The organism is Pseudomonas sp. FW300-N2A2, assembly GCF_017351735.1.
Taxonomy (GTDB): Bacteria; Pseudomonadota; Gammaproteobacteria; order Pseudomonadales; family Pseudomonadaceae; genus Aquipseudomonas; species Aquipseudomonas migulae.
Window position 1 is genome coordinate 1 of sequence record NZ_JACNDU010000046.1, and the last position, 26,941, is coordinate 26,941.

Consider the following 26,941-nt stretch of genomic DNA (forward strand, 5'->3'; position numbering starts at 1 on the left):
AGGCGAGGCACCGAACGAAAGGGGCAAGAGCGCTTGGTTACTTGGCGCTTCTCCAAGTGACTCGCCGTAAGGGCGAAACCAATAGAAGCCGTTACCGCAGCAACGGATATACACACAAAACCCAATCAATACACCCAAACCTCAACCCGCCGATTCTTGATCCGCCCCTCATCCGCACTATTGGCCGCCACCGGCATCTCGGCGCCAAAACCGCGAATCTCGCGAAACACCACGCCGCTTTTCACCAACTCCCGTCGCACCGCCATGGCCCGCAATTTCGACAGCAGGTCAGCCCGCGCCGGATCGCTCTTGGCATCGCCAAACCCCACCAACGTCACCTGCCGGTTGGTTTTCTGGTTCTGCTGAAGGTAATCAAGCACCCGCGTCAGATCCTGTCGGGCCTTGTTGTCCAGCGTTGCGCTGCCTTCCTCGAAACGGAAATTCACGGTCAAGCGCTGGGCGTGGCGGCTGAGCGCCTGATAACCCTCGGGCATCAATGCATTGGGCGTAACGGCCATCGCCTGGACGGTCTGGGCAATAAACCCGTTGGCCGCGACGATGGCCTGGCCGTTGCTGCTTTGCGCAAACGCCACCAACGCTTCGGCCCAGGGGTTTTTGGCGTTGGGCGGCAGGTAAAAGAACAACCGCCGCGACAATGGATAGTCTTCCGTGGCGATCAGGCTGTTAAGCGGCGGCATGGCCTGGGATTGGCCATCGACGATCGCCACGGCTTTGGCCTGACGCACGTAGGGCAGGCCGATAAAACCGATGCCCTGCGGGTCGAGGCTGACCGCGTCGGACAACTGCTCGCTGGATTCGAAACGTTTCGCTGCGCTGTTCAGCGTTTTCCCACGACGACTGAGGACCACTTCCTTAAACGTGTCGTACGTGCCCGATTGGTCATCCCGCGCATACAGGTGAATGGCTCCGCCGCTGCCGCCGAGTTCTTCCCAGGTTTTCACTTCGCCGCTGAAGATTTGTGCCAGTTGTTCGGTGTTGAGTTGATTCAGCGGGTTTTGCGGATGAAGGATGATTGCCAGGCCGTCGATGGCGATCACCTGCTCGGCGCCGGGGCTCTTCAGATCGCCGAGGGATTGCAGGGCCAGCAGTTCGCTGTCCTTGATCGGGCGCGAAGAGGCGGCGAGGTCCGCCGTGGCGTTTTTCAGGGCGGTGAAACCGGTGCTGGAACCGTGGGCCGCGATGTCCACCATGACCCTGCGGCCTTGGGCGGTTTCGCCGACCACGCGCAATTCGTTGGCTTTGTCCGGGGTTTCGCTGTGGACCTTGAGCAAGCCTTGCTCGCGCATCAAACCCTCGACCAGCGCCGGGCCCAATGCCGCGCCGATAGTGTTGGAACCCTGGATGCGCAGCACCGGTCCCTGTTTGGGCGTCGGCAAGTCAGCGGCCGACGCGGTGATGGGCAGCCCGGCGCACAGCATTAACAGGAAGAAAACGCGCAGCGTCATGCCGGCACCTTTAAAGAACAAAGAAAGTGCCGGGAGATTAAGTCAGTAAGGTTTCTGAAAGATGACAGTTAACCTTGTAGGAGCGGCCGGTCGACGCTCGATTGCCAGCGATGTGGGTTTGACATTCAACATTTAAGTTGACTGACAAACCGCTATCGCGAGCAAGCTTGCTCCTACAGTTGAGCTGCGTTGAGCCGGGGGATCAGCTCAACTCAAGCCAGATCGGCGCGTGGTCCGACGGTTTTTCCATCCCGCGCAACTCGTAATCCACGCCGGCATCCTTCACGCGCGGCAACAAGCCGTGGGACGCCATGATCACGTCAATCCGCAGCCCGCGCTTCGGTTCATCCTCAAAGCCACGGCTGCGGTAGTCGAACCAGCTGAATCGGTCGGCCACGTCCGGGTTCAGGTGGCGGAAGCTGTCCACCAGGCCCCAGTTCTTCAGGCGTGCCATCCACTCGCGTTCTTCCGGCAGGAAGCTGCATTTGCCGGTTTTCAGCCAGCGCTTCATGTTGTCCGGGCCGATGCCGATGTCGCAGTCTTCCGGGGAAATGTTCACATCGCCCATCACCACCAGCGGCTGTTCGTTGTTGAACTGGCTTTCCAGCAGGTGCTGCAGATCGTTGTAGAAACGTTCCTTGGCCGGGAATTTGGTTGGATGGTCGCGGCTTTCACCCTGTGGGAAATAGCCGTTCATGATCGTCACCGGCACGCCATTGGCGTCGGCGAACGTGCCCCAGATGAAGCGGCGCTGGGCGTCTTCTTCATCCGTGACGAAACCTTTGTGCAGTTCCAGCGGTTCCTTGCGAGAGAGCAGGGCGACGCCGTAGTGACCTTTTTGCCCGTGGAAATACACGTGATAGCCCAGCGCCTGGATCTCTGCCAGCGGGAACTGATCGTCGTGGACCTTGGTTTCCTGCAGGCCGATCACGTCCGGCTGATGCTTTTCGATCAGCGCCGCCAGCTGATGAGGACGAGCGCGCAGCCCGTTGATGTTGAAGGAGACGATCTTCATGGTCGGCAGTCCTGGCAAAAGGGCGATGCTAGCTGACCTGTGGGATTGGGGCCAGTGTGGGGTGAGGGGATTCGCTGTGTTCTGTCAGATCTTCATTGGCAGTACCGGCCTCTTCGCGGGCAAGCCTCGCTCCTACAGGTTTTGAGTTGCACCCAATTGATTCACCTGTAGGAGCGAGGCTTGCCCGCGAAGACGGCAGCCCAGTCGATGAAGATCCTGACTTGGTCTATACCTGTCTGGGGAACTGTGAAGCCACCCAAACGCTCGTACCAATAAGAGCGCAGCCACCCGAGCCGCGCCGGGGAGAATGACCGTTATGCCCGAAACCTCGACCGTCATCGCCGATATCCACATGCTCGACAGCGGTTATTCCCGCGAAGCCCGCTCCCTGTTGTACCAGGCCTACCGCCACGAACCGACCTTCGGTTACCTCTTCGAAGCCGAACGTCCCGGTTATGAACAGCGGGTGCGCGCCACCGTGAGGGAACTGGTCAAACAACATTTTTTGCAGGATTTGCCGGCCATCGGCCTGCTGGTCAACGACCGCTTGATCGGTATCGCGCTGATCGCGCCGCCGCAACGACGCCTGGGCATCACCGAAAGCTGGGCGTGGCGCCTGCGGATGGTGCTCAGCACCGGGTTTCGCTGCACCCGCCGCTACCTCGAATACCACGACGCGGTGATGGCCTGCGTGCCGTCCGATTCGGTGCACCTGCTGCCCTTGCTGGGGGTTCACCCGCAATTTCAGGGCAAGCACTTCGGCGAACAACTGCTGCAGGCGGTCCATAACTGGTGCGCGGTAGATGAGCATTCCCAGGGTGTAGTCCTCGATACCGGGAATCCGCGTTATCTGGAGTTCTATAAACGTCAGGGCTACGAGGAAATCGGTGAAGTGGCGGTAGGACCGATCCGCGAGCACGTGTTTTTCCACGCCAACCCACAGGTGCTGCAAACCGCCTCGGCATAAAACGGTAGAACTTTCGCGGGGCGCGAGGCTCTATCACGCTCCCACGCTCGTGATAGCATCCGCGCCTATGAAGTTTCCAGGAAGAATTACCAGCGGCGTGCTGATGCTGATCACCAGCTGCGCGGCGCTGGCGCAAAGTGAATTGGATGTGCGGATCAAACCGTCCAACGATGAACTGAAGGCCAATATAGAGGGCTATATCGGCAGCCTCGGCGATCGTGACGAGGAGGCCTTGTTGCGCTTCAGTCGTGGCGCCGAAGAACAGGCGCGCAAGGCCGCCCAGGCCTTGGGTTATTACCAGCCACAGATCGACACGGACGTGAAGGGCGGCAAGACACCGCGCCTGGTCATGAACATCGATCCCGGCGAGCCTGTGCATTTGCGCAATGTCACTATTCGCATCGACGGCCCTGCGGCCTCCCTCAAAACCTTTCGTGTGCCCAAAAGCAATGCGCTGAAAACCGGCGCGGTGCTCAATCATGGCCGCTACGAAGACGCCAAGCGGCTGATCCAGAACCAGGCTTCGCGTTACGGTTTCTTCAGCGGTTATTTCACCCGGCAGAAACTCGCGGTCGACCCGCGAGCCGGCGTTGCCGACATCGAACTGATCTACGAAAGCGGCCCGCGTTACACCTTGGGTAAAGTCAGTTTCGAAGGCGATACGCCGTTCGACGAAGAGTTGCTGCAACGCATGGTGCCGTTCAAGGCGGGTGAGCCCTATGACTCCGAACTGATCGCCGAACTGAATCAGAATCTGCAGGCAAGCGGGTACTTCGAAGGCGTGCGCGTTGACGCCGCGCCGACGGCGTCCAAGAACGATGTGATCCCGGTGGACGTCAAGCTCGACACCCGCAAGCCGCGGACCATGGGCCTCGGCCTGGGCTATTCCACAGACGTCGGCCCACGGGTCAAGGCCAACTGGACCCGGCACTGGGTCAACCCTCAAGGCCACAGCTATGGCTGGGAAACCGAAGTCTCGGCGCCACGGCAAAACGTCGGGTTGTTCTATGACATTCCGCTGGACCCGCCGCTGACCGACAAACTGCGCTTCGCCGGTGGTTATCAGAGCGAAGAAATCGCCGACAAGGACAGCCTGAGCAAACTGCTGACCCTAGGCCCGGAATGGCACAGCAAGTTGCCCAGCGGCTGGCAGCGGGTGGTGTCGCTGAAATGGCAGCGCGAAGAATATCGACTCGGCGATGACTCGGGGCTGAGCAATCTGCTGATGCCCGGCGTCAGCTATTCCTATCTGAAAAGCGACAACCGCATCGACCCGCACAACGGCTATCGGCTGCAGTTCGAAACCAAAGTGGCCAAGGAAGGCTTGGGTTCCGACAACAACCTGCTTTACGGCACCGCGCTGGTCAAAGGCCTGACCACGGTGTTCGATAAACACCGTTTCCTCGGTCGGGTGCAGGTGGGTGGCAGTGCCACCAATGGCTACAAATCGGTGCCGCCGTCGCTGCGCTTCTTCGCCGGTGGCGATCAGAGCGTGCGCGGTTACGACTACCAGAGCCTGTCCCCGGAAAACTCCGACGGCGACCGCATCGGTGGCCGCTACATGATTGCCGGCAGCGTCGAGTATCAATACTCCATCGCCGAAAAATGGCGGGTCGCAACGTTCGTCGACCAGGGCAACTCCTTCAACAAACTCGAACTGCCCGACCTCAAGACCGGCGTCGGTATCGGCGTGCGCTGGGTGTCACCGGTGGGGCCGATTCGCCTCGACCTGGCCCACGCGATGGACGACGACGGCGGCATACGACTGCACTTTTCCATGGGGCCTGAGCTGTGAAGCGTGGTTTGAAAGTAACGCTGCTGACGATTCTGGCGCTGCTGATGCTGGTGCTGCTGGCCGTGACCACGGTGCTGGGCACCGCGACGGGCAGCCGCTGGGCGCTCGGTTTTGTGCCGAGTTTGACGGTCGAGAATTTCCAGGGCCGTCTGGGCGGCCAGTGGAGCACCGATCATCTGGTCTGGCAGCAGGACACCAGCCGGGTTGAACTGAGCAAGGTGATTTTCGCCTGGTCGCCGTTGTGCCTGACGCGCATGGCCCTGTGCATCGAGCAACTGAAAACCGATCAGGTCAGCCTGCAATTTCCACCGGGTCCTGAAGAGCAGAGCAGCGGACCGATCACCTTGCCGGACCTGAAATTGCCACTGGCCATCGAGCTGGGCGACGTGCAGGTCGGCAGCTTGCTGTTCAACGGCAGCGAAGAACTCAAAGGCCTGCAACTGGCGGCGCACTGGACCGAGCAGGGGATGCAGATCGACTCCGTGCAACTGCAACGCGACGACCTCAGCCTGAACCTGTCCGGCCTCCTGCAACCCAACGGCAACTGGCCGCTCAAGGCTGAAGGCAAACTGACCCTGCCGGCGCCCGAGCCCTGGGCGCTGACGCTGAAAATCAACGGCGACCTGCTGAAAACCCTGAAGCTCACCGCCGACAGCAGCGGTTACCTGAACGGCCAACTGACCGGCGAGTTGCAGCCGCTGGTGGACAACCTGCCGGCCAAGGTGCGGATCGTCGCCGACGGCTTCAAACCCAGTGCGGACCTGCCAGACACCCTGCAACTCAATCAGCTTGAACTGACCGGCGACGGCGACCTGAAAAACGGCTACCAGTTGCGCGGCAACGCCACGCTGCCCGCTGAGCAAGGCCCGTTTGCATTGATGCTGCAAGGCAAAGTCGACGCCAACGGCGCGCAGATCGCCGCGCTGGACCTGACCGCCAACGACAAGCAAAGTCTCAAACTCTCGGGTGTTCTGGACTGGAGTAAAGGCCTGAACGCCACGGCGAAAATCGACTGGCTGGATTTCCCCTGGCACCGGCTCTATCCGCTGATCGACGAACCTGAAGTGGCGTTGCGCAGCTTCAACGGCGAAGTCTCTTACACCGACGGCAAATACCTCGGCAACTTCAAGGCTGCACTGGATGGTCCGGCCGGGGCGTTCAGCCTGAGCAGCCCGTTCGCCGGCGACTTGACGAAAATCTACCTGCAACAAATCCAGCTCGAAGCCGGGCAGGGCAAGGCCGAAGGCCACCTGAACCTGCAATTTGCCGATGGCATTGCTTGGGACACCGCGCTGGACCTGTCGGCGATCAACCCGGCGTATTGGGTCGCGGAATTGCCGGGCACCCTGGCCGGTCCGTTGCGCAGCAAAGGCGAGATGAAGAATGAACAACTCAGCCTGAACGCGGACCTCGATCTGAAGGGCAAACTGCGTGGCCAGCCGGCCATCCTGCAAGCCAAGGCCGATGGCAGCGGCGAGCAATGGAACCTCAGCGCGCTGCAAATTCGCCTCGGTGACAACAGCATCACCGGCAAGGGCAGCCTGCAACAGAAACTCACCGGCCAGATCGACATCAAGCTGTCGCGCCTGGCGCAGCTGTGGCCGCAACTGCGCGGCCAGCTCAATGGTCGCGTCGATGTCGCCGGCACGCTCAAGGCGCCGCAAGGCAAGCTCGGGCTGCAAGGCACGCAACTGGCGTTCGAAGACAATCGACTGCAAAGCCTGAACCTCGACGCGACCCTCGACAGTGCGCAACGGGCGAAAATCGATTTCAAGGGCAGCGGCATCCAGGCCGGCGACACGTCGCTGGGCACGTTGACGGCCAGCGGTCAGGGCGATATCAAAAACCAGAAACTGACGCTCGACCTGCAAGGCCCGCAACTGAAACTGGCCCTGGGCCTCGACGGCAATCTGGACAAAGGCAACTGGCGCGGACGTTTGGCCAGCGGTGACATTCAGGCCGGTGGCCAGGACTGGAAGCTGCAAAACCCGGCGAAACTCGAACGGCTGGCGGACGGCAAAATCAACTTCGGTGCCCATTGCTGGATGTCTGGCCCGGCCAGTTTGTGCGGTGAAGACCAGCGCCTGATGCCGGAACCGAAGTTGCGTTATCACCTCAAGCAATTCCCGATTGAAAGCCTTGCGCAATGGCTGCCAAAGGATTTCGCCTGGAAGGGCCGGCTCAACGCCGACCTGCAACTGGACCTGCCGGCCAGCGGCCCGAACGGCCAGATCAGCCTCGATGCCAGCGGCGGCACCCTGCGCATCAAGGAAAAGGATCAGTGGCTGGACTTCCCCTACCAGGCCCTGAAACTCACCAGCAAACTCACGCCCAAGCGCATCGACACCGACCTCAACTTCGTCGGTGGCAAGCTCGGCGAATTGAGTGTGCAGGCGCAGATCAATCCATTGCCGAAGAACAAACCGCTGACCGGCGCGTTCCGCCTCAATGGCCTCGACCTGTCCGTGGCGCGACCGTTTGTGCCGATGGTCGAGAAACTCACCGGACGCCTGAATGGCAGCGGCACGATTTCCGGTGGGCTGCTGGCGCCTTTGGTCAACGGCAATCTGTTGCTCAGCGACGGCGAGATTTCCGGCCCTGAATTGCCGATGGACCTTGAAGCGTTGCAGCTTCAAGCGCTGATCGCCGGCGAAACCGTGCAGTTGAACGGTGGCTGGAAAAGCGGCAAGAGCGGGCAGGGCAGCTTGACCGGCAGCATCGCCTGGGGTCAGGCGCTGGTGGTGGACCTGGCGCTCAAAGGCACGCAGTTGCCGGTCACTGTCGAACCGTACGCCAAGCTCGAAGTGGCGCCAGACTTGAAGATTTCGATGAAGGGCGACGAGCTGGCCATCGCTGGCAAAGTGCTGGTGCCGAAAGGCGAAATCACCGTGCGCGAGTTGCCGCCATCGACGGTCAAGGTCTCTGATGACACGGTGATCATTGGTGCGCAGACCGAAGAGGGCAAACCGCCGCTGGCGATGAAAATGGACATCGACGTGGCGGTCGGCGAAGACAAACTCAGCTTCGCCGGGTTTGGCCTGACCGCCAACCTGCAAGGGCACGTGCACATCGGCGACAACATGGACACCCGCGGCGAGCTGTGGCTCAACGACGGGCGTTACCGGGCCTACGGCCAGCGGCTGACGGTGCGCCGGGCGCGCTTGCTGTTTGCCGGCCCGATCGATCAGCCGTACCTGGACATCGAGGCGATTCGCCAGACCGACGACGTCATCGCCGGTATTCGCCTGAGCGGCAGCGCCGAGCAGCCGGCCACGCAGATCTTCTCCGAACCGGCGATGAGCCAGGAACAGGCCTTGTCCTATCTGGTGCTCGGGCGTCCGCTGAGCACCACCGGTGAAGACAACAATATGCTGGCGCAGGCCGCGCTGGGGTTGGGCCTGATGGGCAGTGCCGGGGTGACCGGCAAACTGGCCAGCGATCTGGGGATTCAGGATTTCCAGCTCGATACCGAGGGCAGCGGCAATACGACGAGTGTGGTCGCCAGCGGCAATATCTCCGAGAAGCTCAGCCTGCGATATGGCGTTGGCGTGTTTGAGCCGGCCAACACCATTGCCCTGCGCTACAAGCTGAGCAAGAAGGTGTACCTCGAAGCGGCGGGTGGCGTTGCCAGTTCGCTGGATATCTTTTACAAGCGGGATTTCTAAACCCCGTCCTCTCTAAACCGAGTTGCTGCCATCGCGAGCAGGCTCGCTCCCACAGTGGATTTGTGTACACCGCAGAACCAATGTGGGAGCGAGCCTGCTCGCGATGGCGTCAGTGTGTTCACCACAAAAATCCGCACCATTTATCCATCAAATACAAAGCAACCTAACTATTACGTTGACATTGGCTGCCTAGGCAGTAACATCTCGACATACATTCTCTGCCTAGGCAGCTAATTGGTGGTCAGATGAAACATTTCACCCCGGACGAATTCAAAAACTGCCATCTCGGTCTCCTGCTCGGGCGCGCCGCGCTGCTCAAGGACCGGATCATCGACACGCACATGGAGCCCCACGGCATCACCGCCGCGCAGTTCAAAGTGCTGATCATCATCGCCCAATACGGCGTCGATACCCCGGCCGAGCTGTGCCGGCACCTGTCACTCGACAGCGGTTCGATGACCCGCATGCTCGATCGTCTGGAACAGAAAGGTTTCCTCGCCCGCCAACGCTCCGAAGCGGACCGCCGTCAGGTGCAGCTTGTGTTGACTGAGCAAGGCCAACAGTTGGCTGACCGCTTGCCGGTGATCGGCGCCGACGCGATGAACGAACTGGCCGGTGCGATCACTCCGGATGAGCTGAAAACCCTGGAACAGATCCTGAAGAAAATTTTGGTGGCAGCCGGTGACTCGATCACGCTGCTGCGGGTAGGTGACAAATGAGCAGCAAAACCTTGCGCGCCGGCCTGAGCCTGGTGCTCGCGGCCATGACCCTGGCCGGATGCGCCAGCTACAGCGGCCTGACCACCGAAGGCAAAAGCCTCGATGCGAAAACCCTCAAGGCCGGGCAATCCCTCAGCGGCGTGACCCTGTCGCCTGCGGCCTGGCCGAAAAGCGACTGGTGGAAAAGCCTCGGCGACCCGCAGCTCGACGGCCTGATTCGCGAAGCCCTGCACGACAGCCCCGACATGCAGATCGCCGACGCCCGCGCCCATCAGGCCAGCGCCGCCGCGTATGCCGCCGACGCCGCGCGGATGCCGACCCTCGATGCCAGCGCCGGCGTCAGCCGTTCGCGTCTGGCCCGGGATCAAGACCCGAGGGGCGAGGGCGATGCCTACTCCACCGTGCGCAACATCGGCGCCAGTTTCAATTACAACTTCGACCTCTGGGGCGGTCAGCGCGACGCCTGGGAAGCTGCGTTGGGCCAAGCCCGGGCTGCCGAAGTCGATCAACAGGCCGCGCAGCTGACGTTGTCTGCCGACGTCGCCCGCGCCTACAGCGATCTGGGGCAGGCGCACATCGTTTATGACCTCGCCAACGAAGACCTCAAGCGCACCCGGCAAATGCTCGACCTGAGCCAGCGTCGCCTGAGTTCCGGGATCGACAGCCAGTACCAGTTCCAGCAAACCGAAAGCCTGGAAGCCACGTCTGAAGCCAGCCTGATCGACGCCGAGAAACGCCTGCAAAGCGCGAAAATCGCCTTGGCGGTCTTGCTCGGCAAAGGCCCGGATCGCGGCAACGAAATCGCCCGGCCGAAGATTCTTCAGGCCAGCGCCGTCGCATTGCCGTCGGTCCTGCCCGCCGAGTTGCTCGGTCGTCGTCCCGATCTGGTGGCCGCGCGCTGGCGGGTCGAGGCGGCCAGCAAGAACATCGACGCCGGCAAGACCCGGTTCTATCCCAACCTGAACCTCAGCGCGGCGGCCGGTGCCGAGTCGTTGCTGGGCGACGCGATGTTCGGTTCGGCCAGTCGATTCTTCAACATCGCACCGACCATTTCCCTGCCGATTTTCGACGGCGGCCGCCTGCGCGCCGACCTCGATGCCCGCGACGCCGATTACGACCTCGCCGTTGCGCAGTACAACAAAAGCCTGGTGAAAGCCCTCGGTGATGTCAGCGACACCATCAACCAGTTGCGTGACATCGGCCGGCAGATCGGCGCTCAGCAGCACGCCACCGACATTGCCCAGGATTCTTACAACACCGTGGTCCAGCGGTACGGTTCCGGCATCGGTAACTACCTGGACGTGCTCAGCATCGAGCAGCAATTGCTCCAGGCCCAGCGTCAGCTAGCCAACCTGAATGCCGAGCAGATCGACCTGTCGATCCAACTGATGCAGGCGCTGGGCGGCGGTTTTCAGGGTGAAACCCTGACCGCGGCCAACGCAACCCCAGCCACGCAGCACAACTAATTCAAGGTAATGGTCATGGCCACTGCACAAAACATTCAAACCACTGACAACAGTCCAGACACCAGCAACCCGCGCAAACGCAAAGTCATGCTGGTGGTCCTGGCCATCGTGGTGGTCCTCGCCGGTGTCGGCGTCTGGGGTTATCACGAATTCTTCGGGCGCTGGAACGAAAGCACCGACGACGCCTATGTGAACGGCAACGTGGTGGAAATCACGCCGCTGGTCACCGGCACCGTCGTGAGCATTGGCGCTGATGACGGCGACCTGGTCCATGAAGGCCAGGTACTGGTGAATTTCGACCCGAACGACGCCGAAGTCGGTCTGCAAAGTGCCCAGGCCAACCTCGCTCGCACCGTGCGTCAGGTACGCGGCTTGTACAGCAACGTCGACGGCATGAAAGCCCAGGTCAACGCCCAGCAAGCGGAAGTGCAGAAGGCCCAGGACAACTTCAATCGCCGGAAAAATCTCGCGGCGGGCGGGGCGATTTCCCAGGAAGAACTGTCCCACGCTCGCGATGACCTGACCTCGGCGCAAAACGCCCTGGCCAACGCCAAACAGCAACTGAAAACCACCAGCGCCCTGGTGGATGACACCGTGGTGTCGTCGCACCCGGACGTGATGTCGGCCGCCGCGCAATTGCGCCAGGCGTACCTGAACCATTCCCGCAGCACCCTGATTGCACCGGTGACCGGTTACGTCGCCAAGCGCTCGGTACAACTCGGTCAACGGGTTCAGCCGGGCACCGCGCTGATGGCCGTCATTCCACTGGATCAGTTGTGGATCGACGCCAACTTCAAGGAAACCCAATTGCGCGACATGCGCATCGGCCAACCGGTGGATATCCAGGCAGACCTGTACGGCAGCGACGTGAAATTCAGCGGCACCATCGACAGCCTCGGCGCTGGCACCGGCAGTGCGTTTGCCTTGCTGCCGGCGCAGAACGCCACCGGTAACTGGATCAAGATCGTCCAGCGTGTGCCGGTGCGGATTCACATCAACGCCGAAGAACTGGCCAAGCACCCGTTGCGCGTGGGCCTGTCGACTCAGGTCGATGTGAACCTGCGCGACCAGAGCGGCCCGGTGCTGGCGCAACAGCCGCCGCAAAAGGCGTCGTTCAGCACCAGCGTCTACGACCGTCAGTTGGCCGAGGCCGACGCGATGATCACGCAGTTGATCCACGACAACAGCGCAGCGGTCAGCAAAACCGCGCAACGCTGATTCGCCATGACACCGACCCTGTGGGAGCGAGACCGGCTTGCCGGCGATGGCGGTTTTCTATTCAACATCTCTGTTGACTGAACCACCGCTATCGCGAGCAGGCTCACTCCTACAAGGGTCAGCTGCGTCTTTAAGAGGCGCAGCGCCCATCAGGTTTCAAAGGATTCGCGATGAGCAATAACGCGTCTTTCACCCCGCCCAGCCTGCTGCTCAGCACCATCGGCCTGTCGCTGGCGACTTTCATGCAAGTGCTCGACACCACCATCGCCAACGTGGCGTTGCCGACGATTTCCGGCAACCTGGGCGTGAGTTCGGAGCAGGGCACCTGGGTGATCACCTCGTTTGCGGTGAGCAATGCGATTGCGCTGCCGCTGACTGGCTGGCTCAGTCGGCGCTTTGGCGAAGTGAAACTGTTTCTCTGGGCGACGATCCTGTTTGTGCTGGCTTCGTTTCTCTGCGGCATTTCCACCTCGATGCCGGAGCTGATCGGCTTTCGGGTGCTGCAAGGTCTGGTGGCCGGGCCGTTGTACCCGATGACCCAGACGCTGCTGATCGCGGTCTATCCCCCCGCCAGGCGCGGCATGGCCCTGGCGTTGCTGGCGATGGTCACGGTGGTGGCGCCGATTGCCGGGCCGATTCTGGGTGGCTGGATTACCGACAGTTATAGCTGGCCGTGGATCTTCTTCATCAACGTGCCAATCGGGGTTTTCGCGGTGATGGTGGTGCGTTCGCAGCTCAAGGCGCGGCCGGTGGTGACCAGTTATCAGCCAATGGATTACGTCGGCCTGATCACGCTGATCATCGGTGTCGGTGCGTTGCAGGTGATCCTCGACAAGGGCAACGACCTCGACTGGTTCGAATCGAATTTCATCCTCATCGGCGCGGCCATTTCCGCGATTGCGCTGGCGGTGTTCGTGATCTGGGAAATGACCGATAAACACCCGGTGGTCAACCTGCGCTTGTTCGCGTATCGCAACTTCCGCATCGGCACGATTGTGCTGGTGCTGGGTTACGCCGGGTTCTTCGGCATCAACCTGATTCTGCCGCAATGGCTGCAAACGCAGATGGGCTACACGGCAACGTGGGCCGGGCTGGCGGTGGCGCCGATCGGGATTCTGCCGGTGATCCTCTCGCCGTTTGTCGGCAAGTACGCGCACAAGTTCGACCTGCGGTTATTGGCGGGTCTGGCGTTCCTGGCGATTGGCTTGAGCTGCTTCATGCGCGCCGGGTTCACCAACGAGGTGGACTTCCAGCACATCGCCCTGGTGCAACTGTTCATGGGTATTGGCGTGGCGCTGTTCTTCATGCCGACCTTGAGCATTTTGATGTCGGACCTGCCACCGAGCCAGATTGCCGATGGCGCGGGCCTCGCGACGTTCCTGCGGACACTGGGCGGCAGTTTTGCGGCGTCGTTGACCACGTGGATCTGGATTCGTCGGGCGGATCAGCATCATGCGTACATGAGCGAAAGCATCAGCAGCTACGAACCGGCGACCCGCGAGGCCCTGAATGCGCTGGGTGGCGCGAACAACCCGGCGTATGCGCAGCTCGATCATGTGCTGACCAGCCAGGCGTACATGCTCTCCACCGTGGATTACTTCACGTTGCTGGGGTGGGCGTTCATGGGGTTGATCGTGCTGGTGTGGCTGGCGAAACCGCCGTTTGCGGCAAAGGCCGGGCCCGCGGCCTCCGGCCATTGAGCGAATCCCTGTAGGAGCGAGGCTTGCCCGCGAAAGCGTCGTATCATTCAGCATTGATGTTGACTGACACGACGCCTTCGCGGGCAAGCCTCGCTCCTACAGGTGTTGTATTGCAAGTCCAGGTGTCGGCGGGAAATCAAACGGCGCCAACGCAAACCCGCTCTCATCCACCTGCAACGCCCAGCCCTGGCGATCCCAATCCCCCAGCACAATGCGCTTGGCCGCTTGCTCGCCAATCTGCAACTTGTGGATGGCCGGGCGATGGGTGTGCCCGTGGATCAGGGTTTTCACACCATAAGCCTGCATCACCCGTGGCACTTCGTCCGGCGTGACATCGACAATGTCATTGGCCTTCATCCGCGTCTGCGCACGGCTTTCGCTGCGCAGTTTGCGCGCCAGTTTATGGCGGGTGCGCAACGGCAAGTGGCGCAGGATGAACAGGGTGATCGGGTTGCGCAGGTAACGACGCAGCTTCATGTAAGCCTCGTCGCGGGTGCAGAGGCTGTCGCCGTGCATCAAGAGCACCGGCTCGCCGTTGAACTGCACGACACTCGGGTCCTTCAACAACGTACAGCCGGCCTGTTTGCAAAAGGCCTGGCCGAGCATGAAGTCACGATTGCCGTGCATCAGAAAAATCGCCGTGCCGCTGTCGCTGAGGTCGCGCAGGGCCTGGCAGATGGAACGCTGGAAGGGCGTCATGGCATCGTCGCCAATCCACGCTTCGAAAAAGTCGCCGAGGATGTACAACGCACTCGCCGAGCGGGCGCGTCCGGCGAGCAAATCCAGAAACGCCCGGGTGATGTCCGGGCGCTCCTCTTCCAGATGCAAGTCTGAAATCAGCAATATCACTCAATGATCTCGGCTTTCTCGATGATCACGTCGTCTGCTGGTACGTCCTGGTGGCCGGCCTTGGAGGTGGTGGACACGCCTTTGATCTTGTCGACAACGTCGGTACCGGCGGTCACTTTGCCGAACACTGCGTAGCCCCAGCCCTGAACGTTCTTGCCGCTGTGGTTCAGGAAGCTGTTGTCAGCGACGTTGATGAAGAACTGGGCGGAAGCCGAATGCGGCTCCATGGTGCGGGCCATGGCGACGGTGTACTTGTCGTTGGAAAGACCGTTGTCGGCTTCGTTCTGGATGCTTGGGCGCTTGTCTTTCTTTTCTTTCATGCCTGGCTCGAAACCGCCGCCCTGGATCATGAAGTTACCGATGACGCGGTGGAAAACAGTGTTTTCGTAGTGACCGGCTTTAACGTACTCGATGAAGTTGGCCACGGTGATCGGGGCTTTCTCGGCGTTCAGTTCCAGGACGATGTCGCCGTGGTTGGTGGTCAGTTTGACTTGGGTCATGATCAGAGACTCTTTTTTGGAAATGCGTTTTCTGGGAATTCGTGGGTTTCAGGGCTGTCGAGCCCTCAACCGGTCCGGCCGATGTCGGCCAAGGTGCGCAGTTTAGCGCGACAGACGCCAATTTCGAGGCTGTTTTTCATTTGCATCCGATTAAATGCAGCCGTTTTCGGGCCTGTACTGTCAGCGACTTGACGGCTTCGGCTATGATAGCGGCTTTGTTTTATCAGGCCCGTGTTCCGGCCGCGCACTTGTACGTTCAAGGATCCTATGAGCAAGCCCACTGTCGACCCTACCTCGAATTCCAAGACCGGCCCTGCCGTGCCGGTCAATTTCCTGCGCCCGATCATCCAGGCGGACCTGGACTCGGGTAAGCACACGCAGATCGTCACCCGTTTCCCGCCTGAGCCCAACGGCTACCTGCACATCGGTCACGCCAAGTCGATCTGTGTGAACTTCGGTCTGGCCCAGGAGTTTGGCGGCGTCACCCACCTGCGTTTCGACGACACCAACCCGGCCAAGGAAGACCAGGAATACATCGACGCCATCGAAAGCGACGTCAAATGGCTGGGTTTCGAATGGTCCGGCGAAGTGCGCTATGCCTCGCAGTATTTCGACCAGTTGCACGACTGGGCCGTTGAACTGATCAAGGCCGGCAAGGCCTATGTTGACGACCTGAGCCCTGAACAGGCCAAGGAATACCGTGGCACTCTGACCGAGCCGGGCCGCAACAGCCCGTTCCGTGATCGCAGCGTCGAAGAAAACCTCGACTGGTTCGCCCGCATGCGTGCCGGCGAGTTCCCGGACGGCGCACGTGTGCTGCGGGCCAAGATCGACATGGCTTCGCCGAACATGAACCTGCGCGATCCGATCATGTATCGCATCCGTCATGCGCATCACCACCAGACCGGTGACAAGTGGTGCATCTACCCGAACTACGACTTCACCCACGGTCAGTCGGACGCCATCGAAGGCATCACCCACTCGATCTGCACCCTGGAATTCGAAAGCCACCGTCCGCTGTACGAGTGGTTCCTCGAGAACCTGCCGGTGCCGGCGAACCCGCGCCAGTACGAGTTCAGCCGCCTGAACCTGAACTACACCATCACCAGCAAGCGCAAGCTCAAGCAGTTGGTCGATGAGAAGCACGTCAATGGCTGGGACGATCCACGCATGTCCACGCTGTCCGGCTTCCGCCGCCGTGGCTACACCCCGGCGTCGATCCGCAATTTCTGCGACATGATCGGCACCAACCGTTCCGACGGCGTGGTTGACTTCGGCATGCTTGAGTTCAGCATCCGTCAGGACCTCGACGCGAACGCCCCGCGCGCCATGTGCGTGCTTCGTCCGTTGAAAGTCGTGATCACCAACTACCCGGAAGACAAGGTCGATCACCTCGAACTGCCTCGTCACCCGCAGAAAGAAGAACTCGGCGTGCGCAAGCTGCCGTTCGCCCGTGAAATCTACATCGACCGCGATGACTTCATGGAAGAGCCGCCAAAAGGCTACAAGCGCCTGGAACCGGCTGGCGAAGTGCGTCTGCGTGGCAGCTATGTGATCCGTGCCGACGAAGCGATCAAGGACGCCGACGGCAACATCGTCGAACTGCGTTGCTCGTACGATCCGGAAACCCTGGGCAAGAACCCTGAAGGCCGCAAGGTCAAAGGCGTGATTCACTGGGTGCCGGCCGCGGCCAGCGTCGAGTGCGAAGTGCGTCTGTACGATCGCCTGTTCCGCTCGCCGAACCCTGAAAAGGCCGAAGACAGCGCCAGTTTCCTGGACAACATCAACCCTGACTCGCTGCAAGTACTCACTGGTTGTCGTGCTGAACCCTCCCTGGGCAATGCACAGCCGGAAGACCGTTTCCAGTTCGAGCGCGAAGGTTACTTCTGCGCGGATATCAAGGACTCGAAACCAGGTGCTCCGGTATTCAACCGTACCGTGACCTTGCGTGATTCGTGGGGCCAGTGATTCAAGGAACCTCTAACGTGCTTTCGATCTACAACACGCTCACCAAGAGCAAAGAAGTATTCAAACCGCTGGATGGCAACAATGTGCGCATGTACGTCTGCGGGATGACCGTGTACGACTACTGCCACATTGGCCACGGCCGCAGCATGGTCGCGTTTGACCTGGTGACCCGCTGGTTGCGGTTCAGCGGTTATAACCTGACGTATGTGCGCAATATCACCGACATTGAAGACAAGATCATCAATCGGGCCAAGGAGAACGGCGAGCCGTTCGATGTGCTGACCGAGCGCATGATCACCGCGATGCACGAGGACGAGGCGCGCCTCAACATCCTCAAGCCGGACATGGAACCGCGGGCCACCGATCACATCGCTGGTATGCAGACCATGATCCAGACCCTGATCGACAAGGGTTACGCCTACGCACCGGGCAATGGCGACGTGTACTACCGCGTCGCCAAGTTCATGGGCTACGGCAAGCTGTCGCGCAAGAAGATCGAAGACCTGCGCATCGGCGCGCGGATCGAAGTCGACGAGTCCAAGCAGGACCCGCTGGACTTCGTGCTGTGGAAAGGCGCCAAGCCGGGTGAACCGAGCTGGCCATCGCCGTGGGGCGACGGTCGTCCGGGCTGGCACATCGAATGCTCCGTGATGTCGACCTGCTGCCTGGGCGAGACCTTCGACATTCATGGCGGCGGCAGCGACCTTGAGTTCCCGCACCATGAAAACGAAATCGCCCAGAGCGAAGCGGCCACCGGCAAGACCTACGCCAACGCGTGGATGCATTGCGGCATGATTCGCATCAATGGCGAGAAGATGTCCAAGTCCTTGAACAACTTCTTCACCATTCGCGACGTGCTGGAAAAGTACCATCCGGAAGTCGTGCGTTACCTGCTGGTGTCGAGCCACTACCGCAGCGCGATCAACTATTCGGAAGACAACCTCAAGGACGCCAAAGGCGCACTCGAGCGTTTCTACCATGCGTTGAAAGGCCTGCCGACTGTCGCGCCTGCTGGTGGCGAAGCGTTCGTCGAGCGCTTCACCCAGGTGATGAACGACGACTTCGGCACGCCGGAAGCCTGCGCGGTGCTGTTCGAGATGGTTCGCGAGATCAACCGTCTGCGCGAGAGCGATCTGGATGCGGCGGCGGGTCTGGCGGCGCGTCTGAAAGAACTGGCGAGCGTGCTGGGTGTGTTGCAGCTTGAGGCCGATGACTTCCTGCAGGCCGGTGCCGAAGGGCGGGTTGATGCGGCTGAGGTTGATGCGCTGATTGCTGCGCGTCTGGCGGCTCGTGCCGGTAAGGACTGGGCGGAATCCGACCGTATCCGCGACCAGCTGACCGCGATGGGTGTGGTGCTGGAAGATGGCAAGGGTGGCACGACCTGGCGTCTGGCTGACTGATTGCTGCGTTCGTTACAAACAAAACCCGCCTTGTGCGGGTTTTTGTTTTTCGTATGGGCATCAGGGATGTGGAGTTGCGGCTGACGTCATCGCCAGCAAGCTGGCTCCTACAGGGGGCGAGTCGTACACAACATTCGCGAACGACTCGACCCCTGTAGGAGCCGGCTTGCCGGCGATTGACCGCGCAGCGGTCAGCTGTCTGATTGACGCAACCTTTTATAGAGGGTATTGCGACTAACCCCCAGCCGCCGCGCCAGATGGGAAATATTCCCCCCAGCCGCCTGCAACTGCCGATTCAAATCCTCCACATCATTCAAATCAACCGCCAACGGCTCATCCACCTCCACCGGTTCCATCTCCAGATCGACAAAAAAATCATCCGGCAAATGCTCGGGCCGCACCGGTTGCTCTTCCGCCATGGCCAGCGCTACCTGCATCACGCTGCTGACCTGGCGCAAGTTCCCCGGCCACGGATGACGGCCGAACAACTCCAGCACCTCACGGCTCAGCCCGGCCCACTGCGACGGTTCACGGTGTTGTTCCCACAAGCGTTTGAACAGCGCCTGCTTGTCGCTGCGTTCCCTGAGCGGCGGCAATTCCAGGGTCAAGCCGCCGATCCGGTAATACAGGTCTTCGCGAAACCGTCCCAACTGAACCTGCTCGCGCAACGAGCGGTTGGTCGCCGAGATAATGCGGATATCCACCGGGAACAGCTCGCTGCTGCCCACCGGCTGCACGCAGCGCTCCTGCAATACCCTTAATAGCCGGGCTTGGGTCGGCAATGGCATGTCACCGATTTCATCGAGAAACAGCGTGCCTTTGTCGGCCTTGCGAATCAGCCCGATGCTGCCTTTCTGATTGGCACCCGTAAACGCGCCTTTCTCGTAGCCGAACAGCTCGGATTCCACCAGTTCGGCGGGGATCGCTGCACAGTTGACGGCAATGAATGGTTGTTTGCTGCGAGAGCTGGCCTGATGCAGCGCCTTGACGAACACTTCCTTGCCGACCCCGGTTTCGCCGTGGATCAGCAGCGGAATGTCTTTCTCCAGCAGGCGCTCGGCCTGGCGCACGGCTTTTTCCACACGGCTGTCGCCGAAGTGCAGGGTATTGAGGCTGATGGCGGCGGGTGCGGGTGCCGCCACGGCGGGCTCGGCGAACATTCTTGCCTGGATCGGTGCCTGTTTCGGCCGCTTCAACAGGCACTGGAAGCGGTTGCGCCCGGACGCCTGGAGGGAGAAGGGCAGGCCGTCCGGCTGATTCAGCAGTTCGAGCAATGAGACCTTGAACAGGCTCTCGACACTGACCCGCGACAGGCTGATGCCCAGCAGATTGTCGGCGCGGCGATTGGCTGAGAGCACCTGGCCGGTCTCATCGAAAATCAACAATCCCGCCCATTGGCTGTCGAGATTGTTCAACCCGGTGTTGAACGTCAGTTGAAAGTGCTGGCCGTGGAACAGGTTGAGGATCAGCCGGTTTTCCACGGTCTGGCTCATCATCTTGACCATGCCGAGGGTGTGGGACGGCGGCAGGTAACTGTCGCTGGACACGTCCAGCACCGCGATGACCTTGCGTTCGGCATCGAAAATCGGCGCGGCGGAACCTGTCATGAAGCGGTTGGCCTTGAGGAAATGTTCATCGTGCTCGATGTGCACCGCCTGCTCACAGGCCAGGGCGGTGCCGATCGCATTGGTGCCGCTGCAACGCTCCATCCAGCTGGCGCCGGCGCTGAAGCCGCGGGTCAGGCTCGGCTCGATGAAGCGCTGGGTGCCCCAGGAGGTCAGGACCTGGCCCTGATTGTCGGCGAGCATGATCAGGCAATTGGAGTTGCTGAGGATGTTTTCGTAGTAGGGCAGGACTTCCTGATGGGTGGTCTGCACCAATGAATGCTGGCTTTCCAGCAACTGCGCGATGTCCGCCGCCGGTAGCTGGTCGAATGCCGGGGCACTCTGATGATCGAGCCCGAACGCGCGGCAACGGGACCAGGAGTCCTGGATGATGGCGTCGTGGGACAAAACGGGGGCAGGTGCGGCCATTACAGTCAGCCTCTGAATAACGCTTTTATTGTTGTTATAGGTATTCCCCCTGTGGGAGCGAGCCTGCTCGCGATTACGGTGGGTCAGTCGAAATCAAATTGACTGACCCACCGTAATCGCGAGCAGGCTCGCTCCCACAGGTACTGCAATTCTGTGCCTGCGCCCTGTAGGAGCCAGGCTTGCCGGCGAAGGCGTCTTTGAAATCGCCTTCGCCGGCAAGCCTGGCTCCTACAGGGACCGTGAACAGTCCGTAGAGTGTTGTTCACTATTGTTCATTGTCAACGGTTCGATTGTTCAATTGTTCAGCCGTCGTTGTTCATTTCTGTTCAGCAACGAAAGCGCTTCCACCGCTGTTTCAAGGATTTCCAAGCCAGATCAACACGTTGCAATTTCTGGCATGAAACTCGCTCTACTGCTCCGGTCGCTTGACTCCAATAATAAAAAGGCCGAGCCATGTCACTCACTCTGGAGCACGTCAGCCGCACCGTCGAGGGCCAGACCTGGATCGACGATGCGTGCCTGAGTTTCGAACCTGGATCTTTCAACGTTTTGCTTGGCCGCACGCTGTCCGGCAAAACCAGTCTCATGCGCCTGATGGCGGGCCTGGACAAGCCCGACAGCGGCCGCATCCTGATGAACGGCGTCGACGTCACCCAACGCCCGGTGCGCTTGCGTAACGTGTCGATGGTCTATCAGCAGTTCATCAACTACCCGACCATGACGGTGTTCGAAAACATCGCCTCGCCGCTGCGCCAGGCCGGCGTGTCCAACGAACTGATCCAGAGCAAGGTGCTGGAAACCGCGAAGATGCTGCGCATCGAGAAGTTTCTCCAGCGCTATCCGCTGGAGCTCTCCGGCGGTCAGCAACAGCGCACCGCGATGGCCCGGGCGCTGGTCAAGGACGCCGAACTGATCCTGTTCGACGAGCCGCTGGTCAACCTCGACTACAAGTTGCGCGAAGAACTGCGCCAGGAAATGCGCGAGCTGTTCAAGGCGCGACACACCATCGCCATCTACGCCACTACCGAACCCAACGAAGCGCTGGCGCTCGGTGGCACCACGACCATTCTTCACGAAGGCCGCGTGATCCAGAGCGGCAAGTCCTCCGAGGTCTATCACCAACCGCAATCGGTGCTGGCCGCCGAGCTGTTCTCCGAACCGCCGATCAACCTGATGCCCGGACGCATCGCCGGTAACGAAGTCAGCTTCGCCAATTTCGTGCACTTCCCGTTGAACGTCGATTTGCGTCCGGTGGGCGAAGGCGAGTTCCGCTTCGGTGTGCGTCCGAGCCACATCTCGCTGGTGCCGAGCAACGACGATGACCTCGAACTGGCAGTGACCGTCGAGGTCGCCGAGATCAGCGGCTCGGAAACCTTCCTCCACGTGCGCAACGAGCATTTCCTGCTGGTGCTGCATTTGCCCGGGGTTCACGAATACGACGTCGATGCGCCGATCCGCATCTATATCCCGACCCATAAACTGTTTGTGTTCGATGCGCAGGGGCGGCTGGTCCAGGCGCCCGGTCGCCGTATCGCGAGGGTTGCCTGATGGCCGAAATCCGTTTGCAGAACCTCGCCCACAGTTACACGCGCACGCCGAGCGGCCCCGAGGATTACGCGATCCGCGAGATGGATCACATCTGGGAGCAGGGCGGCGCCTACGCCTTGCTCGGGCCTTCGGGTTGCGGCAAGTCGACCTTGCTCAACATCATTTCCGGATTGCTCAGCCCGTCCCAGGGCCATGTCCTGTTCGACGGCAAAGCGGTCAACGACCTTACCCCGGAGAAGCGCAACATCGCTCAGGTTTTCCAGTTTCCGGTGGTCTACGACACCATGACGGTGTTCGATAACCTGGCCTTTCCGCTGCGCAATCAGGGCATGGCCGAAGCGAAAATTCACAGCAAGGTGCAGGAAATTGCCGAGGTCCTCGACCTCCAGGCGTTGCTGAGCAAGAAGGCGCGCAACCTCACCGCTGACGAAAAACAGAAAGTCTCGATGGGCCGCGGGCTGGTGCGCGATGACGTCTCCGCCATCCTCTTCGATGAACCGCTGACGGTGATCGACCCGCACTTGAAGTGGAAGCTGCGGCGCAAGCTCAAACAGATCCACGAGCAGTTCAACATCACCATGGTCTACGTCACCCACGATCAACTCGAAGCCTCGACCTTCGCCGACAAGATCGCGGTGATGTACGGCGGGCAGATCGTGCAGTTCGGCACGCCACGGGAATTGTTCGAACGGCCGAGCCATACCTTTGTCGGTTATTTCATCGGCAGCCCGGGGATGAACCTGATCGACGTGCAGCCGCAACCGGGCGGTGTCGGTTTTGCCTCGACGCATTTGCCGTTGTCCGAGGCGCAACTGCAACGCATCGCCGGGTCCGAATGGAAAACCCTGAAGGTTGGCATCCGACCTGAGTTTGTACACGTGTGGGACGAACCGTTTGACGACGCGATGCAGGCAAAGGTCGTACACGTCGAAGACCTCGGCACCTACAAGATCATGACCCTGAACCTCGACGGCGTGGCGTTGAAAGTGCGGTTGGCGGAAGACAAACCGGTGCCGGAGGGCACGGCGTACATCAGCTTTCCGGCGCAATGGTTGATGGTCTATGCCGATGATTACCTGCTGGAGGTGCTGCCATGAACAAGGTGCAGAACAACAAGGCCTGGTGGCTGGTGCTGCCGGTGTTTTTGCTGGTGGCGTTCAGTGCGGTGATCCCGATGATGACCGTGGTCAACTATTCGGTGCAGGACATCTTCGACCAGTCCAGCCGCTACTTCGTCGGCGCCGACTGGTACAAACAGGTGCTGCTCGACCCACGGCTGCACGACTCGTTGCTGCGTCAGTTCATCTACTCCGGCTGCGTATTGCTGATCGAAATCCCGCTGGGCATCGCCATCGCCCTGACCATGCCAACCAAGGGCCGCTGGTCTTCCCTGGTGCTGATCATCCTGGCGATTCCGCTGCTGATTCCATGGAACGTGGTCGGCACCATCTGGCAGATCTTCGGCCGGGCCGACATCGGCTTGCTCGGTTCGAGCCTCAATGCGATGGGCATCAACTATAACTATGCGGCCAACACCATGGACGCCTGGGTCACGGTGCTGGTGATGGACGTGTGGCACTGGACGTCGCTGGTGGCGCTGTTGTGTTTCTCGGGGTTGCGGGCGATTCCGGACGTGTACTACCAGGCGGCGCGGATCGATCGGGCATCCGCCTGGGCAGTGTTCCGACACATCCAGTTGCCCAAGCTCAAGAGCGTGCTGTTGATCGCGGTGATGCTGCGGTTCATGGACAGCTTCATGATCTACACCGAGCCGTTCGTGCTCACGGGCGGCGGGCCGGGCAATGCCACGACCTTCCTCAGCCAGACCCTGACGCAAATGGCCATCGGCCAGTTCGACCTCGGCCCGGCGGCGGCGTTCTCGCTGGTGTACTTCCTGATCATCCTGTTGGTGTCCTGGCTGTTCTACACCGCCATGACTCACTCTGACGCCAACCGCTGAGGTCCGCCATGAGCAAGAGAAAGCTGATTCCACTGCTGATCTACATCCTGTTCCTGCTGGTGCCGATCTACTGGCTGCTGAACATGTCCTTCAAGAGCAACACCGAAATCCTCAGCGGCCTGACGCTGTTTCCGCAGGATTTCACCTTTGCCAATTACAAGGTGATCTTCACCGATCCGGCCTGGTACACCGGTTACCTCAACTCGCTGTATTACGTGAGCCTGAACACGCTGATTTCCCTGAGTGTGGCGTTGCCGGCGGCGTACGCGTTCTCGCGATATCGCTTCCTCGGCGACAAGCACCTGTTCTTCTGGCTGCTGACCAACCGCATGGCACCACCGGCGGTATTCCTGTTGCCGTTCTTCCAGCTGTATTCGTCGATCGGCCTGTTCGACACCCACATCGCCGTGGCGTTGGCGCATTGCCTGTTCAACGTGCCGTTGGCGGTGTGGATTCTCGAGGGCTTCATGTCCGGCGTTCCGAAGGAAATCGACGAAACCGCCTACATTGATGGCTACAGTTTTCCCAAGTTTTTCGTGAAGATTTTTGTGCCGCTGATTGGCTCGGGGATCGGCGTAACGGCGTTCTTCTGCTTCATGTTTTCCTGGGTCGAATTGTTGCTGGCGCGGACGCTGACCTCGGTCAACGCCAAGCCGATCGCGGCGGTGATGACCCGAACCGTTTCGGCGTCCGGCATCGACTGGGGCGTGCTGGCGGCGGCGGGGGTGTTGACCATCCTGCCGGGCATGCTGGTGATCTGGTTTGTCCGTAACCACGTGGCCAAGGGCTTTGCCCTCGGCCGAGTATGAGGAACTGATGATGGAATGGATGAGTTGGACTGTCCCCACAGCGGCGTTCTTCACCGTCATTGGCCTGATTCTGGTGGGCATGACGACGTGGGAACTACGCTCGCCGAGCGTTCTTCGGCGTGGTTTTTTGCCGATTGCCACCACCCGTGGCGATCGGCTGTTTATCGGTCTTCTCGGCAGCGCCTACCTGCATTTGCTGGTAATCGGCGTCACCGACTGGAGCATCTGGGTAGCGTTCGCGTTGTCCCTGGTGTGGCTGTTGGCTGTGATGCGTTGGGGCTAGTCGAATCGCTCGGCAATGTTGCTCCGAAACCCTAAAAGGAGGTCTCTATGTTCGACAAAAACAATAAGCTGCGACATAGCATTTCATTGGCAGCCATGCTGGCACTCAGCGGTTTGAGCGCTTCGGCCTGGGCCGATGCCTACGAAGAAGCTGCGAAAAAATGGATCGGCAGCGAGTTCAAACCGTCCACCCTGACGGCGGATCAGCAGCTCGCGGAACTGAAGTGGTTCATCAAGGCCGCCGAGCCGTTTCGCGGGATGGACATCAAGGTCGTCTCGGAAACCCTGACCACTCACGAATATGAGTCCAAGGTGTTGGCCAAGGCTTTTACCGAGATCACCGGGATCAAGGTGACCCACGATTTGCTGCAGGAAGGCGACGTGGTGGAAAAGCTGCAGACCGTGATGCAGTCGGACAAGAGCATCTATGACGGCTGGGTCAACGACTCGGACCTGATCGGTACGCACTTCCGTTACGGCAAGACCGAATCCATTACCGACCTGATGGCCAATGAAGGTAAAAACTTCACTTCGCCGACCCTGGATCTCAAGGATTTCATCGGCCTTTCCTTCACCACCGCGCCCGACGGCAAGCTCTATCAACTGCCCGACCAACAATTCGCCAACCTCTACTGGTTCCGCGCCGACTGGTTCGAGCGCGCCGACCTAAAAGCCAAGTTCAAGGAAAAGTACGGTTACGAGTTGGGCGTTCCGGTGAACTGGTCGGCCTATGAAGACATCGCCAAATTCTTCAGCGAAGACGTCAAGGAAATCGACGGCAAGCGGGTTTACGGGCACATGGACTACGGCAAGAAAGACCCGTCCCTGGGCTGGCGCTTCACCGATGCCTGGTTCTCCATGGCGGGTGGTGGTGACAAGGGCTTGCCTAACGGTTTGCCGGTGGACGAGTGGGGCATCCGCGTCGAGGACTGTCACCCGGTCGGTTCCAGCGTGACTCGCGGTGGCGACACCAACGGCCCGGCGGCGGTATTTGCCACCACCAAATACGTCGACTGGCTCAAGGCCTACGCACCACCGGAAGCGGCGGGCATGACCTTCTCCGAGTCCGGCCCGGTGCCATCCCAGGGCAACATCGCCCAACAGATCTTCTGGTACACCGCTTTCACCGCCGACATGACCAAACCGGGTCTGCCCGTGGTGAACGCCGATGGCACACCGAAATGGCGCATGGCGCCTTCGCCGCGCGGTCCGTATTGGGAAGAGGGCATGAAGCTGGGTTATCAGGATGTGGGTTCCTGGACGTTCATGAAGTCCACGCCTGAGAAACAGAAACTGGCTGCCTGGCTCTATGCGCAGTTCGTGACGTCGAAAACCGTGTCGCTGAAGAAAACCATCGTCGGCCTGACACCGATTCGCGAGTCGGACATCAACTCGCAAGCGATGACCGACCTGGCACCGAAACTGGGTGGGCTGGTCGAGTTCTACCGCAGCCCGGCCCGTGTGCAATGGACCCCGACCGGGACCAACGTGCCGGACTATCCGCGTCTGGCGCAACTGTGGTGGAGCCACATCGCCGAAGCCGCCAGCGGCGACAAAACCCCGCAACAGGCGCTCGACGGC

The 26,941-nt window shown here is 60.5% G+C and carries 20 protein-coding genes; 15 read left to right on the forward strand and 5 right to left on the reverse strand.

What is annotated here, in order from left to right:
• Positions 1–125: 125 nt before the first annotated feature.
• Positions 126–1,466 carry a substrate-binding domain-containing protein gene (locus J4E42_RS28010; RefSeq protein ID WP_207286670.1) on the reverse strand — a complete coding sequence of 447 codons (1,341 nt, stop codon included), beginning with the start codon at positions 1,464–1,466 and terminating at the stop codon, positions 126–128.
• A gap of 202 nt (positions 1,467–1,668) precedes the next feature.
• A complete protein-coding gene (gene xthA, locus J4E42_RS28015; protein ID WP_008032791.1) occupies positions 1,669–2,481 on the reverse strand; it encodes an exodeoxyribonuclease III in 813 nt (270 codons plus the stop codon).
• Positions 2,482–2,797: 316 nt separating this feature from the next.
• On the opposite strand from xthA, the gene J4E42_RS28020 reads away from it, so the two are divergent.
• From J4E42_RS28020 to J4E42_RS28050, 7 genes are all read left to right on the forward strand, one after another.
• Positions 2,798–3,448 carry an N-acetyltransferase gene (locus tag J4E42_RS28020; RefSeq protein ID WP_192227319.1) on the forward strand — a complete coding sequence of 217 codons (651 nt, stop codon included), beginning with the start codon at positions 2,798–2,800 and terminating at the stop codon, positions 3,446–3,448.
• Between the two features lie 67 nt (positions 3,449–3,515).
• Positions 3,516–5,243, forward strand: a complete 1,728-nt coding sequence (locus J4E42_RS28025) for an autotransporter assembly complex family protein (protein WP_032832898.1) — start codon at positions 3,516–3,518, stop codon at positions 5,241–5,243.
• Positions 5,240–8,908, forward strand: a complete 3,669-nt coding sequence (locus J4E42_RS28030) for a translocation/assembly module TamB domain-containing protein (protein WP_207286671.1) — start codon at positions 5,240–5,242, stop codon at positions 8,906–8,908. The genes J4E42_RS28025 and J4E42_RS28030 overlap by 4 nt, the downstream gene beginning before the upstream one ends.
• 245 nt (positions 8,909–9,153) lie before the next feature.
• On the forward strand, positions 9,154–9,627 hold the full coding sequence (locus tag J4E42_RS28035; RefSeq protein WP_008032787.1) for a MarR family winged helix-turn-helix transcriptional regulator: 474 nt from the start codon (positions 9,154–9,156) through the stop codon (positions 9,625–9,627).
• Positions 9,624–11,093, forward strand: coding sequence for an efflux transporter outer membrane subunit (locus J4E42_RS28040; protein WP_207286672.1), 1,470 nt, complete (start codon positions 9,624–9,626; stop codon positions 11,091–11,093). The genes J4E42_RS28035 and J4E42_RS28040 overlap by 4 nt, the downstream gene beginning before the upstream one ends.
• A 15-nt stretch (positions 11,094–11,108) precedes the next feature.
• Positions 11,109–12,311 carry an efflux RND transporter periplasmic adaptor subunit gene (locus J4E42_RS28045; RefSeq protein WP_207286673.1) on the forward strand — a complete coding sequence of 401 codons (1,203 nt, stop codon included), beginning with the start codon at positions 11,109–11,111 and terminating at the stop codon, positions 12,309–12,311.
• Between the two features lie 170 nt (positions 12,312–12,481).
• Entirely contained in the window at positions 12,482–14,011 is a 1,530-nt protein-coding gene (locus J4E42_RS28050; protein WP_207286674.1) for a DHA2 family efflux MFS transporter permease subunit, read from the forward strand.
• 96 nt (positions 14,012–14,107) lie between these two features.
• Here J4E42_RS28050 and lpxH read toward each other — a convergent pair whose 3' ends face one another.
• Positions 14,108–14,860 carry a UDP-2,3-diacylglucosamine diphosphatase gene (lpxH, locus tag J4E42_RS28055; protein WP_207286675.1) on the reverse strand — a complete coding sequence of 251 codons (753 nt, stop codon included), beginning with the start codon at positions 14,858–14,860 and terminating at the stop codon, positions 14,108–14,110.
• On the reverse strand, positions 14,857–15,360 hold the full coding sequence (locus J4E42_RS28060) for a peptidylprolyl isomerase (protein WP_008032775.1): 504 nt from the start codon (positions 15,358–15,360) through the stop codon (positions 14,857–14,859). Before J4E42_RS28060 ends, lpxH begins: the two co-directional genes overlap by 4 nt.
• Before the next feature lie 267 nt (positions 15,361–15,627).
• Between J4E42_RS28060 and J4E42_RS28065 the strand changes: the two genes are divergently transcribed.
• Positions 15,628–17,328 carry a glutamine--tRNA ligase/YqeY domain fusion protein gene (locus tag J4E42_RS28065; RefSeq protein WP_192227324.1) on the forward strand — a complete coding sequence of 567 codons (1,701 nt, stop codon included), beginning with the start codon at positions 15,628–15,630 and terminating at the stop codon, positions 17,326–17,328.
• Between the two features lie 17 nt (positions 17,329–17,345).
• Positions 17,346–18,728, forward strand: a complete 1,383-nt coding sequence (gene cysS / locus J4E42_RS28070) for a cysteine--tRNA ligase (protein WP_008032770.1) — start codon at positions 17,346–17,348, stop codon at positions 18,726–18,728.
• A 191-nt stretch (positions 18,729–18,919) separates the two neighbouring features.
• Here the strand turns inward: cysS and J4E42_RS28075 are convergent, their stop codons facing one another.
• On the reverse strand, positions 18,920–20,761 hold the full coding sequence (locus tag J4E42_RS28075) for a sigma-54-dependent Fis family transcriptional regulator (RefSeq protein ID WP_008045123.1): 1,842 nt from the start codon (positions 20,759–20,761) through the stop codon (positions 18,920–18,922).
• Positions 20,762–21,214: 453 nt separating this feature from the next.
• On the opposite strand from J4E42_RS28075, the gene J4E42_RS28080 reads away from it, so the two are divergent.
• The 6 genes from J4E42_RS28080 to J4E42_RS28105 all read left to right on the forward strand — a co-directional run.
• Positions 21,215–22,309, forward strand: coding sequence for an ABC transporter ATP-binding protein (locus tag J4E42_RS28080; protein WP_192419093.1), 1,095 nt, complete (start codon positions 21,215–21,217; stop codon positions 22,307–22,309).
• The gene (locus J4E42_RS28085) at positions 22,309–23,406 is read left to right on the forward strand and encodes an ABC transporter ATP-binding protein (RefSeq protein ID WP_207286676.1); all 1,098 of its coding nucleotides are present in this window, start codon (positions 22,309–22,311) and stop codon (positions 23,404–23,406) included. Before J4E42_RS28080 ends, J4E42_RS28085 begins: the two co-directional genes overlap by 1 nt.
• Entirely contained in the window at positions 23,403–24,269 is an 867-nt protein-coding gene (locus J4E42_RS28090; protein WP_008032762.1) for a carbohydrate ABC transporter permease, read from the forward strand. The genes J4E42_RS28085 and J4E42_RS28090 overlap by 4 nt, the downstream gene beginning before the upstream one ends.
• 8 nt (positions 24,270–24,277) lie before the next feature.
• Positions 24,278–25,078, forward strand: a complete 801-nt coding sequence (locus tag J4E42_RS28095; protein WP_008032760.1) for a carbohydrate ABC transporter permease — start codon at positions 24,278–24,280, stop codon at positions 25,076–25,078.
• A 10-nt stretch (positions 25,079–25,088) separates the two neighbouring features.
• Positions 25,089–25,361 carry a DUF2160 domain-containing protein gene (locus tag J4E42_RS28100; protein ID WP_032829048.1) on the forward strand — a complete coding sequence of 91 codons (273 nt, stop codon included), beginning with the start codon at positions 25,089–25,091 and terminating at the stop codon, positions 25,359–25,361.
• A gap of 47 nt (positions 25,362–25,408) precedes the next feature.
• A partial coding sequence (locus J4E42_RS28105) for an ABC transporter substrate-binding protein (protein ID WP_207286677.1) occupies positions 25,409–26,941 on the forward strand: 1,533 nt, incomplete at its 3' end.